This is a genomic window from Nanchangia anserum, assembly GCF_015240065.1.
Taxonomy (GTDB): Bacteria; Actinomycetota; Actinomycetes; order Actinomycetales; family Actinomycetaceae; genus Nanchangia; species Nanchangia anserum.
In genome coordinates this window covers 37,933-51,445 of record NZ_CP060506.1, presented here as the reverse complement: position 1 = coordinate 51,445, position 13,513 = coordinate 37,933, and the positions used below count along the sequence as shown (strand labels likewise).

General features: G+C 67.2%; 9 protein-coding genes and 1 pseudogene. 1 reads left to right on the top strand and 9 read right to left on the bottom strand.

Translation table 11 applies throughout. The features are described 5' to 3' along the window. Window positions 1–85: 85 nt before the first annotated feature. From H8R18_RS00205 to tmk, 8 genes and pseudogenes are all read right to left on the bottom strand, one after another. On the bottom strand, window positions 86–652 hold the full coding sequence (locus H8R18_RS00205) for a DUF3566 domain-containing protein (protein WP_191071702.1): 567 nt from the start codon (window positions 650–652) through the stop codon (window positions 86–88). Continuing rightward, a complete protein-coding gene (gyrA, locus tag H8R18_RS00200; RefSeq protein WP_191072004.1) occupies window positions 649–3,222 on the bottom strand; it encodes a DNA gyrase subunit A in 2,574 nt (857 codons plus the stop codon). The genes H8R18_RS00205 and gyrA overlap by 4 nt, the downstream gene beginning before the upstream one ends. A gap of 64 nt (window positions 3,223–3,286) precedes the next feature. Next, window positions 3,287–5,311, bottom strand: a complete 2,025-nt coding sequence (gene gyrB / locus H8R18_RS00195; RefSeq protein WP_227712818.1) for a DNA topoisomerase (ATP-hydrolyzing) subunit B — start codon at window positions 5,309–5,311, stop codon at window positions 3,287–3,289. A gap of 184 nt (window positions 5,312–5,495) precedes the next feature. Further along, window positions 5,496–5,855, bottom strand: coding sequence for a fluoride efflux transporter FluC (locus tag H8R18_RS00190; protein ID WP_191071700.1), 360 nt, complete (start codon window positions 5,853–5,855; stop codon window positions 5,496–5,498). Window positions 5,856–5,901: 46 nt separating this feature from the next. Next, window positions 5,902–6,231: pseudogene (locus H8R18_RS09815) on the bottom strand (FluC/FEX family fluoride channel); the annotation flags it as partial. Continuing rightward, a complete protein-coding gene (locus H8R18_RS00180; RefSeq protein ID WP_191071698.1) occupies window positions 6,222–7,820 on the bottom strand; it encodes an alpha/beta hydrolase in 1,599 nt (532 codons plus the stop codon). The gene H8R18_RS00180 and the pseudogene H8R18_RS09815, both read right to left, overlap by 10 nt. Then, window positions 7,817–9,013 (bottom strand): DNA polymerase III subunit delta', encoded by a 1,197-nt coding sequence (locus H8R18_RS00175; protein WP_191071697.1) that lies wholly within the window; start codon window positions 9,011–9,013, stop codon window positions 7,817–7,819. The genes H8R18_RS00180 and H8R18_RS00175 overlap by 4 nt, the downstream gene beginning before the upstream one ends. Further along, complete coding sequence (tmk, locus tag H8R18_RS00170) at window positions 9,010–9,663, bottom strand: dTMP kinase (protein ID WP_191071696.1); 654 nt, start codon at window positions 9,661–9,663, stop codon at window positions 9,010–9,012. Before tmk ends, H8R18_RS00175 begins: the two co-directional genes overlap by 4 nt. A 624-nt stretch (window positions 9,664–10,287) precedes the next feature. Between tmk and topA the strand changes: the two genes are divergently transcribed. Beyond that, window positions 10,288–13,050: a type I DNA topoisomerase gene (topA, locus tag H8R18_RS00165; protein WP_191071695.1), complete on the top strand. Its 2,763-nt coding sequence runs from the start codon at window positions 10,288–10,290 to the stop codon at window positions 13,048–13,050. Window positions 13,051–13,083: 33 nt separating this feature from the next. On the opposite strand, the gene H8R18_RS09810 is transcribed toward topA, so the two are convergent. Then, a complete protein-coding gene (locus tag H8R18_RS09810) occupies window positions 13,084–13,455 on the bottom strand; it encodes an HAD hydrolase family protein (protein WP_194189402.1) in 372 nt (123 codons plus the stop codon). Window positions 13,456–13,513: the final 58 nt, after the last annotated feature.

Sequence of the window (13,513 nt, the reverse complement as noted above, 5' to 3'; positions counted from 1 at the left end):
AGCACGATGAAAACTCTAACCCACGCCACCCCGCCCGATCAAACTCGACCGCGGTGCGAGCGGGTGATGTGCGTGACACGTTCTCCTAATCGTCCTGCAACACGAGCCCGACGCCACCAACGAGGGCCGCGACGCGGTTGTACAACAGCGCGCACACCGTCGCCAGCGCCGTCAACAGGACGACATTGGCGACCGCGACGACCGTCGACAGGGCGAGCGCGCGCGGCAGCCGGAGGAAGTCGACGAGTTCGGCGACCATGCCCGTGGAGTCGATCGAGTTGATGAACTGCTCGATCGAGGAAAACACGTGCATCATGTTGAGCATCATCCACACGAGCAGCGTCGCAAGGATCAGCGCCAGACCGGCAGCCACGGAGAGGAGGAAGGCGACCTTCATGACCGACCACGGATCGACACGCGTCACCATGAGCCGGATCTGGCGGGGCCGATAGGCCGACACCTCCGCATCGTCCGAATGAGCGGACTCGGCATCCGCGGTGGGCAATGCAGCGTCACCGGTTGCCGTCGTCGGCACCTCCTGTGCGCCGGCGCTAGCGGCCTCCGCCGATTCCGTCGACGTCTCGGTTACCGCGGTGTCCTGGGGCGACGGGGTCGTCTCGTCGCTCGTCGTGGACTCGGTGGACTCGCTCATTCGCCGGTCCCTTCCGTTTCGGTCTGCGTGTTCTCCTCAGACGCTACTGCGTCCGCGCCCTCGCCGGAGCTAACGGCCGCCTGAGTGTCGCCCTCGGCCTCACCGTCGCTGTCGCGATCGGCGTTGAGCGCGACGGAAATGACCGCGTCGCCCTCGTCGGGCCGGGTGAAGATGACGCCCTGCGTCGTCCGCCCGGTCACCGAGACCTCGGACGCCTGAGAGCGCTGGACCTTGCCCGAGCGCATGATCGTCAGCACCTCGGTCGAATCGTCGACCATGAGCGCACCGACGAGGTCGCCGCGGGCCTCGACGAGGTTGGCGACCTTGATGCCCAAACCGCCGCGCCCCTGAACGCGGTATTCGCCTACCGGGGTGCGCTTGGCGTAGCCGCCCTCGGTGACGACGAGCAGATCTTCACCGGGGTGGGCGACGACCATGGCCAGCAGCTCGTCGCCGGGACGGAACCGCATGCCCGTGACGCCGGACGTCGCTCGCCCGGTCGCGCGGATGACGTCGCTCGATGCTGGGCAGTGCAGCGACTGCCCCTTGCGCGAGACGAGCATGAGGTGGTCGTCCTCGTTGACGAGGACCGCCGAGACCAGCTCGTCGAGGTTGCCCTCGTCGTCCTCGCGAAGGTTGATCGCGATGATGCCGCCCGAACGGTTGGAGTCGTACTCGCTCAACCGCGTTTTCTTGATGAGACCCGCGCGGGTGGCCAACACGAGATAGTCGTGCTCGGCATAGTCCGAGAGCGTCATGACCTGCGCGATGTGCTCGTCCGGCTGGAACGCCAGCAGGTTCGCCACGTGCTGGCCCTTGGAATCGCGCCCGCCCTCGGGAACCTCGTACGCCTTGGCGCGGTAGACCCGGCCCTTGTTCGTGAAGAACGCCAGCCAGTCGTGCGTCGTCGTCGTGAAGAAGTGCTCGACGATATCGTCGTCGCGCAGCTGGGCGCCGCGAATCCCCTTGCCTCCGCGCTTTTGCGAACGATACAGGTCGAGCTTCGTGCGCTTGACGTAGCCCGAACGCGTGATCGTCACGACGACGTCCTCGCGCGGAATGAAGTCCTCCATCGACATTTCGCCGCTGAAGGGAACAATCGTCGTGCGCCGCTCGTCGCCGTACTTCTCGGCGATTTCGGCGAGGTCGTCGGAGATGATCGCGCGCTGGCGCGCCGGGGTGGCAAGGATGTCTTCCAGGTCGGCGATCCGTGCCGCCAGCTCGCTGTGTTCGTCGACGATCTTCTGGCGTTCCAGCGCGGCCAGTCGGCGCAGCTGTAGGGCGAGGATCGCGTCGGCCTGAACCTGGTCGACCCCCAGCAGCTCCATGAGCCCGGCGCGGGCCTCTTCCACCGTCGGCGAGCGCCGAATCAGCGCGATGACTTCGTCCAGAGCGTCGAGGGCCTTGAGGTAGCCCTCAAGGATGTGCATCCGCTCGCGTGCCTTCGCCAGCCGGAACTGGGTGCGGCGACGGATGACCTCGAGCTGGTGGTTCACCCAGTGGCGAACGAAGCCGTCAAGCGACAGCGTGCGCGGCACCCCGTCGACGAGGGCGAGCATGTTCGCCGGGAACGAATCCTGCAACTGCGTGCGCTTGTACAGGTTGTTGAGGACGACCTTCGGCACGGCGTCGCGCTTGAGGACGATGACAATGCGCTGTCCCGAACGCGAGGACGTCTCATCGCGCATGTCGGCGATGCCCTGAATCTGGCCGTCCTTGACGAGCTGGGCGATCTTCGCCAGCAGATTGTCCGGGTTGACCTGGTAGGGCAGCTCGGTGATGACGAGGCAGTTGCGCCCGTGGATCTCTTCGATCTCGACGATTGCGCGCTGGACGATCGAGCCGCGACCCGTGCGATAGGTGTCCTCGATCCCCTTGCGCCCGAGAATCGTCGCGCCGGTCGGGAAGTCGGGGCCGGGAATGCGCGCGATGAGACCCTCGAGGACCTCCTCGCGCGGACGATCGGGATCCTCCAGGTACCAGCGGATGCCACGGCATACCTCGCCGAGGTTGTGCGGGGCGATCCGCGTCGCCATGCCGACGGCGATGCCTTCCGAGCCGTTCACCAGCAGCTGCGGGAAACGGGCAGGCAGAACGACGGGTTCTTGGGCACGACCGTCGTAGTTGTCCATGAAATCGACGGTGTCCTCGTCGATGTCGCGAACCATCTCCATCGACAACGGCGCCATCTTGCACTCGGTGTAACGCGGCGCCGCCGGGCCCAGGTTACCGGCCGAGCCGAAGTTGCCCTGTCCCGAGATGAGGGGGTAGCGCAGCGACCAGTCCTGCACCATGCGGGCAAGCGCGTCGTAGACCGCCGAGTCGCCGTGGGGGTGGTAGTTCCCCAGCACCGCGCCGACGACGTGCATCGACTTGTGGAAGCCGCCGTTCGGGCGGTACCCCCCGTCGTACATCGCGTAGATGATGCGGCGGTGAACCGGCTTCATGCCGTCGCGCACGTCGGGCAGGGCGCGCCCGACGATCACGCTCATCGCGTAGTCGAGATACGACCGCTGCATCTCCGATTCGAGATTGACCCGATCGACCGAGCCCTTCGCGGGAGACCCCATCGTCGTCGAAGAATCCTGTTCGCTCACTTCGCTCTACTTCCTCGTCTCTTTCCCACTTACTCGATCAGATATCGAGGAACCGGACGTCCTGGGCATTGCGCTGGATGAACTCGCGCCGCGACTCGACGTCGTCTCCCATGAGGGTCGAGAACACCTCGTCGGCCGTCGCCGCCTCCTCGATGCTTACCTGCCGCAGCAGGCGGGTCGAGGGATCCATCGTCGTGTCCCACAGCTCCTGGGCGTTCATCTCGCCCAGACCCTTGTAGCGCTGAATGCCGGCGTCCTTGGGCAGGCGCCATCCGGCTTCGCGACCGGCCTCCAACAATTCGTTGCGTTCGCGGTCGGAATAGGCGAACTGGTGCTCGGCGTTCGACCACTTGATGCGGTACAGCGGCGGCGTCGCCAAGAACACGTGACCGGCCTCGATCAGCGGCTTCGTATAGCGGAACATGAGGGTCAGCAGCAGCGTCGTGATGTGCTGCCCATCCACGTCGGCATCGGCCATGAGGACGATCGTGTGGTAGCGCAACTTCGCGACATCGAAGTCGGCACCGATACCCGTGCCGAATGCCGTGATGATGGCCTGGATCTCTTTGCTCGACAGCGCCCGATCCAGGCGGGCCTTCTCGACGTTGAGGATCTTGCCGCGCAGCGGCAGGATCGCCTGGTGAGCCGGGTCGCGCCCGAGCACCGCCGAACCGCCGGCCGAGTCGCCCTCGACGAGGAAGATCTCGCACTGCGAGGCGTCGCGCGAGGAGCAGTCACGCAGCTTGCCGGGCATGGCCGCGGATTCCAGCGCCGACTTGCGGCGCGTCGCCTCGCGGGCCTTGCGGGCGGCCATGCGCGCGGCGGCCGCTTGCTGCGACTTCTGGATGATGGCTTTGGCATCGGCGGGATGCGCATCCAGCCAGTCGCCGAAGCGCTGGTAGACCTGCTGCTGGACGAACGTGCGCGCCTCGGTGTTACCGAGCTTGGTCTTCGTCTGCCCCTCAAATTGCGGCTCGGTGAGCTTGACCGAGATGACCGCCGTCAGCCCCTCGCGGATGTCGTCGCCCGTGAGGTTGGGATCCTTGTCCTTGAGCAGGTTGTGGTCGCGCGCGTACTTGTTGACCAGCGTCGTCAGGGCCGAGCGGAAGCCTTCTTCGTGAGTCCCACCCTCGGTCGTGTTGATCGTGTTCGCGTAGGTGTAGACCGATTCGGAATAGGCTCCGGTCCACTGCATGGCGATTTCCAGCGACAGCGAGGCGTCGTCGGCCTCGGCCTCGAAGTCGATGACCTCGGCATTGACGAGCTCGGCCTTCTTCGTGCCGTTGATGAAGTTGACGTAGTCGCGCAGACCGTTGTCGTAACAGTACGAGACCTCGCGGTGGCCTTTGACGGGATCGTCATCGGGGCCGCCCTCGTCGCCCGTCACCTCGTCGCCGGCGTCGATTGCGTCGGGACGCTCGTCGGTGAGGGTGACGCGAAGCCCCTTGTTGAGGAACGCCATCTGCTGGAAGCGCTGGCGCAGGGTTTCAAACGAGAACTCGACGGTCTCGAAAATATCGGGATCGGGATAGAACACCTGGAGCGTCCCGGTCTCGCTCGTCTCTTCGCCGCGTTCGAGGCTGGTCAGCGCAGCGCCCCCGTTGCCAAACGATTGACGCCACACGTATCCCTGGCGCTTCACCGTCGTATCCATGCGTCGCGACAGCGCGTTGACGACCGAGACACCGACGCCGTGCAGACCACCGGAAACGGCGTAGCCGCCGCCGCCGAACTTGCCGCCGGCGTGAAGAATCGTCATGACGACCTCGACCGTCGGCTTGCCCTCGGTGGGGTGAATGTCGACGGGAATACCGCGGCCGTTGTCCTCGACCGAGACCCCGCCGTCGGCGCGCAGCACGACGCGAACGTGGTCGCAGTAGCCGGCCAGGGCCTCGTCAACAGCGTTATCGACGACCTCGTAGACGAGGTGGTGAAGACCGCGCTCACCCGTGGAACCGATGTACATGCCGGGGCGCATGCGGACGGCTTCGAGGCCTTCGAGGACCGTGATGTCACTGGCGCCGTATTCGTGCTGACTGCCGTTTGCCTGTTCGTTTGCCACGCAGGGCGCTCCTTCTTCATTAGCCGATCGGCGCGGCTCACCTCGCACGCGCTTACGCTCGGCCCATTCTACCGTGTCGCGCTGCGGCATTCACATCCGGCCGCGCGTGGGGCCCCTATACGGCCCACAAACGCGTGGGACCCCGCCCCGCGTGGGGCGGGTCGTCGACAGGGGGCCGACGCGTTTAACCGCGCATCAGCCAGGCGCCGGCGACGAACGCGCCGATGCAGGCGGCGAGGCCCAGCGCAATGAGAGCAAGCGAGATGCGCGGACGAGAACGGATCTCCACCGCCGCATCGAGAACGGCGGTGGAAAACGTCGACATTCCCCCGAGGAACCCCGTCGCGATCAGCGCCCAAGCCGCCCCGTGCCCGGCCCACGCCTGCCAAGTCAGCCCCATGAGGAAGCACGCGAGAACGTTCGTCACGACGATTCCGAGCCCAAACCTCTGGGTCCGCGCGGTGATCGCGCGATCGATGCCGTAGCGAACAATCGCGCCGGCTGCCGCCGCCGGACCGATAAGCACATACAGCAGCGGAGTCATTGCACACCCTCGCCCAGCGCGAACCGAGAACGACCCCACCCCAGGCGACGCCGACGCCCACGCCCAAGAGGACGACAACCTCGATGGCTCCCCACACCGGCAACGGACCGGCAAGCACGAGCATGAGCGACGAGTACGTCGTCAACGCGCCACAAAATCCCGTCCCCAGCGCCAGCCGCCACCGCCCGTCAAGGTGGTGCAGCCGCACCCAGCCGGTGAGCACCCCCAGAACGAAGGCGCCCCCGAGGTTGACGATGATCGTCGAGACCGCGAGCGCCCCGAGGTAGCTCGATAGGGCGAGGTCGAGACCGGCGCGTGCCCATCCCCCCAGGCAGGCGCCGGCCGCGAGGGCGGCGAGGTCACGCGTTAGTCGCATGTGATGTCCTTCTCGGCGGGGACGGCCCCGTCGACGAGGTAGTTGACGAGGATGTCGGTGACGCACGATGAGCCGGCGTTGAGGCTCGTGTGGTCCCAGCTGTCGAGGGTAATCAGCCGGGAGCCGATGAGGTGCTCGTGGGTGCGCACGGCCATGTCGTGGGGGGTGGCGGGGTCGTGGAGGGAGGAGATGAGGAGCGCGGGTTGCGCGCCCTTGCCGGTGACCCATGTGCGCGTGGTAGCGGAGCGGGTCGGCCAGGCGAGCTGCGTAGTCGCGCTGACTCCGGAGGAGTCGACGAGCAGGGGAGCTTCGGAGGCGGCCTGTTGCATCCAGGTGTGCCAGCTGGTGGCGTCGCCGTCGATGGGATAGTCGAGCATGTTGATGGCGACGAAGGCTTCGTTGCTGTTTGAGCCGAAGGTGCCGTCGGCGTTGCGATCGGTGTAGTGGTCGGCGAGGCGTTGCAGCTGGGTGCCGTCGTGCTGTGTCATCGCCTGGCGCAGGGCCTCGCGCAGGGCGGGGTAGCTGGCTTCGGCGTAGAGCGAGCCGATGATTCCCGTGACCGCTGTGACAGACGTGAGGGGCCGCTTCGGGGTTGACGTCTTCAGCGGGGTCTCAGATAGGGAGTCGACGAAGTCGAGAATGCTCCGGGTTGCCGTCTCGGTGTCGCCAGTGAGCGGGCATGAGCGGCCCGCCAGGCAGAAGTCGACGAAGTGGCGCAGGGAGGCTTCCATGCCTGCGCCTTGGGCGAGGGCGACCTCGTCCATGCTCATTCCGGCACCCAGCACGCCGTCGAGGGCGATGCGGCCGACGTTGTCGGGGAAGAGGTCGATGTAGGTCACGCCCAGGTAGGTGCCATAGGAGTAGCCGAGGTAGCTGAGTTTGTCGTCACCGACGGTGGCGCGGGCGATGTCGAGGTCGCGTGCAGCCGAGCGGGTGTCGACGTGGGCGAGGAGGTCGCCGGAAGAGGCGCTACAGGCCTGGCCCAGCCACGCGTAGGCGGCAGCGTCGTCGCGGCCGCTCTTCCCCGCGGCGTCGCCGACCGTGGCGATGACGTTGTCGGCGGTGTGCCAGGCGGGGTCGGAGGCGGGCAGATTGAGCGTGCCGTCGAGGAACGCGTCGAGTTGCGCCGGTTCGACGCACGTGATGGCGGTGGAGTGTCCGACGCCGCGCGGGTCGAAGCCGATGATGTCGAAGTTGTCGCGAATGCGGTCGGGCAGTGAGTCGGCGAGCTGATCGGCGAATGTCACGCCCGAGGAGCCAGGACCGCCGGGGTTGACGAACAGGCTGCCGCGGGCCGTGCCGGTGGCGGGGATGCGCAGCAGGGCAATGTCGATGGTCTCCCCGCTCGGGTTGGCGTAGTCGAGGGGGACGTGGATGACGCCGCACCTGGCCGTGGCGGTCGTGGTGTCGTGATCGCAGGAGTGCCAGGTGACGGTTTGGGCGTAGAAGCTCTCCAACCCCTCGGGGACGCGCGCTGTACCGTCAAGGGTGTTGACGGGGCCGGACGCCTCGTGGTGACAGGCCGTGATGCCGGCCAGGCAGGCGAGCGTGGCGATGACGGCGCACGCGCGACGGTAGCGAGACCTCATCGGCCCCTCCTTTCGGCTCCTTGTTGGGGGCGCAGGGCGATCGTCATCGCCTCCATGACCAGCAGAGGGGTGACGTTATGGGCGAGGCGACGTCGGGCCGCAGCGATGGCGTCGAGACGAAAGACCGTCAGTTGCGGCGTCGATTCCTCCGCCAGGGAGTGGACGAGGTCGACGAGGTCGACGTTGACCAGGTCCACGCCGGCACCCGTCTGGGTGACGTAGACGTCGCGGTAGAGCGACAACAAGTCGATGAGGGTGCGGTCGAGGGCGTCGCGCTGGAGTCGGGTCGCGCGGCGTTCCTGGTTCTGTTCGAGGGCGCGCACCTGGGAGCGCACGTGCGCGGGCATTCGGGTGGCCTCGGTGTAGCCGAGCATCCGCAGCAGTTCCGTCTTTTCCTCGGCGCTGCGCCGCTCATTGGCCTCGCGCGCGTCGTCTTTTGCCGTCGTCACGAGGTCGTCGGCAACGATGACGGCATCCGAGACGGATCGCACGGTGGCGGGGCGGGTGATGAGACGGCGCCGGCGGGCGCGTGCCTCCTCCGATGTCGCGAGGTGGCGGGCTAGGCCGATATGGCTTTGAGCCATGGCGGCGGCCGCCATCGCCGTGTCGCGATCGACTCCGTCGCGGCGCACGATGAGATCGGCCACCTCGCTGACGGCGGGCACGCGCAGGTTAACGTGGCGACAGCGCGAGCGGATGGTCGGCAAGACGTCGGCAGCCGAAGGTGTGCACAGCAACCACACCGTTCGCGGCGGGGGCTCCTCAATTGCTTTGAGGAGCAGATTCGAGGTCTGTTCGACCATGCGATCGGCGTCTTCGACGACGATGACGCGCCATCGGCCCTGGCTGGGGGCCTGTTGCGCCTCGGTGACGAGTCCGGCAACCTCGGCGATCGAGATGATGACGCGCTCGGTGGCGACCAGGGTGACGTCGGCGTGGCTGCCCGCGAGCGCGGTTCGGCATCCGGTGCAGTGGCCGCAGCCGGGAGGTTGCGCGTCGCATTGGAGCGCGGCGGCGAAGGCGCGCGCGGCGGTGGAGCGCCCCGAGCCGGGCGGACCGGTGATGAGCCAGGCGTGTGTCATGTGGCCGAGCGGGGCGCGGCCGGCGACGATGCCACGGGCGTCCTCGGCGGCGCTACGGAAGGCGGTGACCGCGTCGGGCTGGTCGACGACGTCGCTCCACACGGTAGTCACGGGCGTTCTCCGCTCACGAGTGGGGCGATGCGCTGCCAGACGGCTTCGGCGAGGCTGTCGCGGTCGGCACAGGCATCGAGGACAAGGTAGCGCTCGGGGGCCTGCTCGGCGCGATCGAGGAAGCCGCGGCGCACGGCCTGGTGAAAGGCGAGGGGTTCGGCTTCGAGTCGGTCGCCTGCGCCCTCGCGGCGCCGGTGGGCAATCTGGGGATCGGCGTCGAGGAGAATCGTCACGTCGGGAACGAGGCCGCCGCTGGCCCAGGCCGACAGCTCGGCCACGGTCTGGCCCAGGCCGCGTGCAACGCCCTGATAGGCGATTGAGGAGTCTTCGTAGCGATCGGAGATGACGACGCGTCCGGCCTCGAGTGCGGGGGTGATGACGGTGGCGACGTGGTGGGCGCGGTCGGCGGCATACAGCAGTGCCTCGGCGCGGGCCGAGACGTCCTCGGCGTGGAGGAGTTCGCGTCGCAGGCTGGCTCCCAAACGGGTTCCGCCGGGTTCGCGGGTGAGGACCGCGTCGATGCCGATCGCGCGCAGGCGCCGGTCGAGCATTGCGATCTGGGTGGTCTTGCCGCAGGCCTCACCGCCCTCGAAACAGATGAAGACACCGCGTCCACGCGGGTGGGAGGGCGAGGTGGCGGATGCGTTCACGCCTCTACCCTAGCGGGGCTGCTCAGCGGTGGCGGCGGCGGACCCCCACCCTGTCGAAACGGGGTGGGGGCTTGGATCCCTGCGTCCCTTCAAGAACCCAACTCGACGCCGTGCCGGACATCGATCAGCACGGCGAGTGCCGCCACTAGGGTGGTTCGAGAGCGCTACCGTGATCGCGTTGGCCACGATCGGCGCGCTGTGCAGTCGGAAGACATCTATGTCGAACCAGCTGCCTCTATTATGCGTGACTTTTTGGCGTGGATCCGGTCGAAAGTGCCATTCTGACCGCACCTACCGCGCGGATAAATTTATAATCTTTGGTAAGTGCGGTCAGTTTTAGCCCGGGAGGCCCGCCCTCTCATGACTTTTTCACACCCAGCCGCTCGTGCCGCGCCCCACCGCGCCACCCGTTGTGGCGTTCATCACACGCGAGGTTTCCACGGTGGACGAACGCCAACCGCTCGCACAGGTACCGGGCCACGCGCCTCGATGCCGCCGCTCAGCGCGGTGTTATCAACGCGCACGCGCCTGCCATCACCGATAACCGGCGAGCTTTGCTAGATTGAAGGCGCTTTGGGCGCCGCGCCCGCAAGGCCTGCTCACCGTTTCAGGGAAGAGGAACCCGTGTCTGCCACCAAGCTCGTGATCGTCGAGTCCCCCGCCAAGGCCCGAACAATCGGGACATATTTGGGACCCGATTACACGGTCAAGGCCTCGGTCGGGCACGTTCGCGACCTGCCGCAGCCCTCGGACCTGCCGGCCACGATGAAGAAGGGGCCCTACGGCCGCTTCGCCGTCAACGTCGACGAGGGGTTCGACCCCTACTATGTCGTCAACCCCGACAAGAAGAAGACCGTCTCGGAGCTGCGCGCCGCCCTGCGCAACGCCGATGAGCTCTATCTGGCAACAGATGAGGACCGCGAGGGTGAGGCGATCGCCTGGCACCTGCTCCAGGTTCTCAAACCGAAGGTGCCGGTAAAGCGCATGGTCTTTCACGAGATCACCCGCGAGGCCATCGCCCAGGCCCTGGAAAACACTCGCGAGGTCGACACCAACCTCGTCGACGCTCAAGAGACCCGCCGCATTCTCGACCGCCTCGTCGGCTACGAGGTCTCCCCGCTGCTGTGGCGCAAGGTCCGGCGGGGGCTCAGCGCCGGGCGCGTCCAGTCGGTCGCGACCCGCCTCGTCGTCGAGCGCGAACGCGAGCGCATGGCGTTCGTCCCGGCGACCTATCACGACTTGACGGCGACGTTCGCCCCAGATGCCGGCACCGCGTTTGATGCCAAGCTCCACACCCTCGACGGGCAGCGTTTCGCGACGGGCCGCGATTTCGGCGACGACGGCGCCCTCAAGGCCCGCTCGGCCTCTGTTCGCATCATGGATCGCAGCCTCGCCGAGGCCCTCATCGCCGCGGTTCCCGCGGGAAGCTACGAGGTCGCCGCGATCGAGTCCAAGCCCTACCGCCGCTCTCCCGCGGCGCCGTTTACGACCTCGACCCTGCAACAGGAGGCCGGGCGCAAACTCAAGCTGTCCTCACGTGACACAATGCGGCTGGCGCAAACGCTATACGAAAACGGGTTCATCACCTACATGCGTACCGACTCGACCGCGCTGTCTGGCGAGGCTATTCGCGCGGCACGCGCCCAGGCGAAGGAGCTCTACGGTGCCGAGGCGGTGCCCGAGCGCCCCCGCGTCTATGGGAAGAAGGCCAAGGGCGCACAGGAGGCTCACGAGGCGATCCGCCCCGCGGGGACGCACTTCCGCGCTCCCGCCGAGGTGGCGTCTCGACTGCGCGGGCAGGAGCTGGCCCTCTACGACCTCATCTGGAAACGCACGGTCGCCTCGCAGATGGAGGATGCGCGCGGGACGACGGACACGGTGCGCGTGCAGGGTACGGCAACGCTCGCCGAGGGCGATCACGGCCTGGCGGGATCGCGCACCCTGGAATTCACGGCATCGGGGACGGTCATCACCTCGCGCGGCTTCCTCGCCGCATACGAGGAGGGACGCGACGCGTCGCGCTACGCGGGCGGCGAGCAGGACGGGCGCCTGCCCCACCTGAGTGAAGCCCAGGCGCTCACGTGCACCGGCGTTGACGAGGAGAACACCGAGCACACGACGACACCGCCGCCGCGCTACACCGAGGCCTCGCTGGTCAAGGCCATGGAGGAACGTGGGATCGGGCGTCCGTCAACGTACGCGGCGACGATCAGCGTCATCATTGATCGCGGCTACGTCCACCGGCGCGGTCAAGCACTCGTGCCGTCGTGGCTGGCATTCTCGGTGACCCGGCTGCTCGAAGACAATCTCGGCACCCTCGTTGACTACGACTTCACCGCGTCGATGGAACGCGACCTCGACCGCATCGCCGCGGGCGAAGAAGACCGCGTCGCCTGGCTGAACGGCTTTTGGCGCGGAGAGGGCGAGGACCGACCGGGTCTGGAAGGCCTCGTCACCGGGCTGGGCGACATTGACGCGCGCGCCGTGAACACGATTGCGCTCACCGACACGGTCTCGCTGCGGGTTGGTCGCTACGGCCCCTACCTGGAAGATGCCGACGGCAAACGCGCGAACGTCCCCGACGATCTCGCCCCTGACCAGCTCACCGATGAGACGATCGCGCAGGCCTTCGAGCAGGCCGCCCAAGACGGCCGTGAACTGGGCGTCGACCCGGTCAGCGGGAACACGATCATCGCCAAGACCGGCCGCTTCGGTCCCTACGTCACCGAGGTGCTGCCCGAAGCCGCAGACGACACCGGCGCGACAAAGAAGAAGAAAGCCGCTAAGCCACGCACGGCCTCGCTGTTCGCGTCGATGGATCTGGCGACGGTCACGCTCGACGACGCCCTGACCCTACTGTCGCTGCCGCGAGAGGTCGGCGTCGATCCCGAGTCGGGGCAGATGATTACCGCGCTGAACGGCCGGTACGGCCCCTACATCACCAAGACCGACGGGACGAGCAAGGATTCGCGCTCGTTGGAGAGCGAAGACCAGATTTTGTCGATCACTCTGGATGAGGCCCTGGCCTTGTTTGCTCAACCGAAGCGGCGCGGGCGCGCGGCCGCGAAGCCTCCACTGCGCGAGCTGGGGGTAGATCCGGCGTCCGAGAAACCCGTTGTCATCAAAGACGGCCGCTTCGGCCCCTACATCACCGACGGCACGACGAATGTCACCGTCCCGCGCTCGACGTCCCCCGAAGAGGTCACTCCCGAGGAGGCCTATCAGCTGCTCGCCGACAAGCGTGCCAAGGGACCGGCCAAGAAGCGCACGAGTGCGAAAAAGACGACCCGAAAGACAACGAAGAAGAAGACCGCGACGAAGAAGAAGACGACGACGCGCAAGACGGCAGCTAAGAAGGCACCGGCAAAGAAAACGTCCGCGAGCTAGCGGGGTCCTCTCGCCCCGGCGGGATGGTCGGGCCTAGATAAGCGCCGCGTGGGCGAAGGCCCGCGCCAACCCGTCCTCGTCGATCCTGCTCGTCACCCACGACGCCGCAGCCTTCGCCTCGGGCGTCCCATTACCCATGGCAATCGACGTGCCAGCCGCGGCGAGCATGGGGAGGTCGTTGGCCGAGTCGCCCACGGCGATCGTATCGGCGACGTCGGCCCCCAGGTGGGCGACGACGCGGGCGAGGCCGGCGCCCTTTGAGACCCCGTTGGCCACCAGCTCCCCGGATACCCCGGGCCCCACCAGCCCCCGTACCCCGGCGCCAGTCGATATGGAGCCGCCGCGAGCGCTCCCGTGACGTCGCTCAGGTCGTGCCCCGTCGCGCTGGGCACGGTGAATGTGCATTTCGAGGACGATTCGGGCAGGCCCTCGCGCGTGTAGTCGGCGATGTAGTCGAGGTAGC

What these genes read in the sequence shown, in the direction of transcription:
- H8R18_RS00205 (WP_191071702.1), bottom strand. Translation starts at nt 652, where the DNA reads ATGAGCGAGTCCACCGAGTCCACGACGAGCGACGAGACGACCCCGTCG.
- gyrA (WP_191072004.1), bottom strand. Translation starts at nt 3,222, where the DNA reads ATGGGGTCTCCCGCGAAGGGCTCGGTCGATCGGGTCAATCTCGAATCG.
- H8R18_RS00190 (WP_191071700.1), bottom strand. Translation starts at nt 5,855, where the DNA reads ATGACTCCGCTGCTGTATGTGCTTATCGGTCCGGCGGCGGCAGCCGGC.
- H8R18_RS00180 (WP_191071698.1), bottom strand. Translation starts at nt 7,820, where the DNA reads ATGAGGTCTCGCTACCGTCGCGCGTGCGCCGTCATCGCCACGCTCGCC.
- H8R18_RS09810 (WP_194189402.1), bottom strand. Translation starts at nt 13,455, where the DNA reads ATGCACATTCACCGTGCCCAGCGCGACGGGGCACGACCTGAGCGACGT.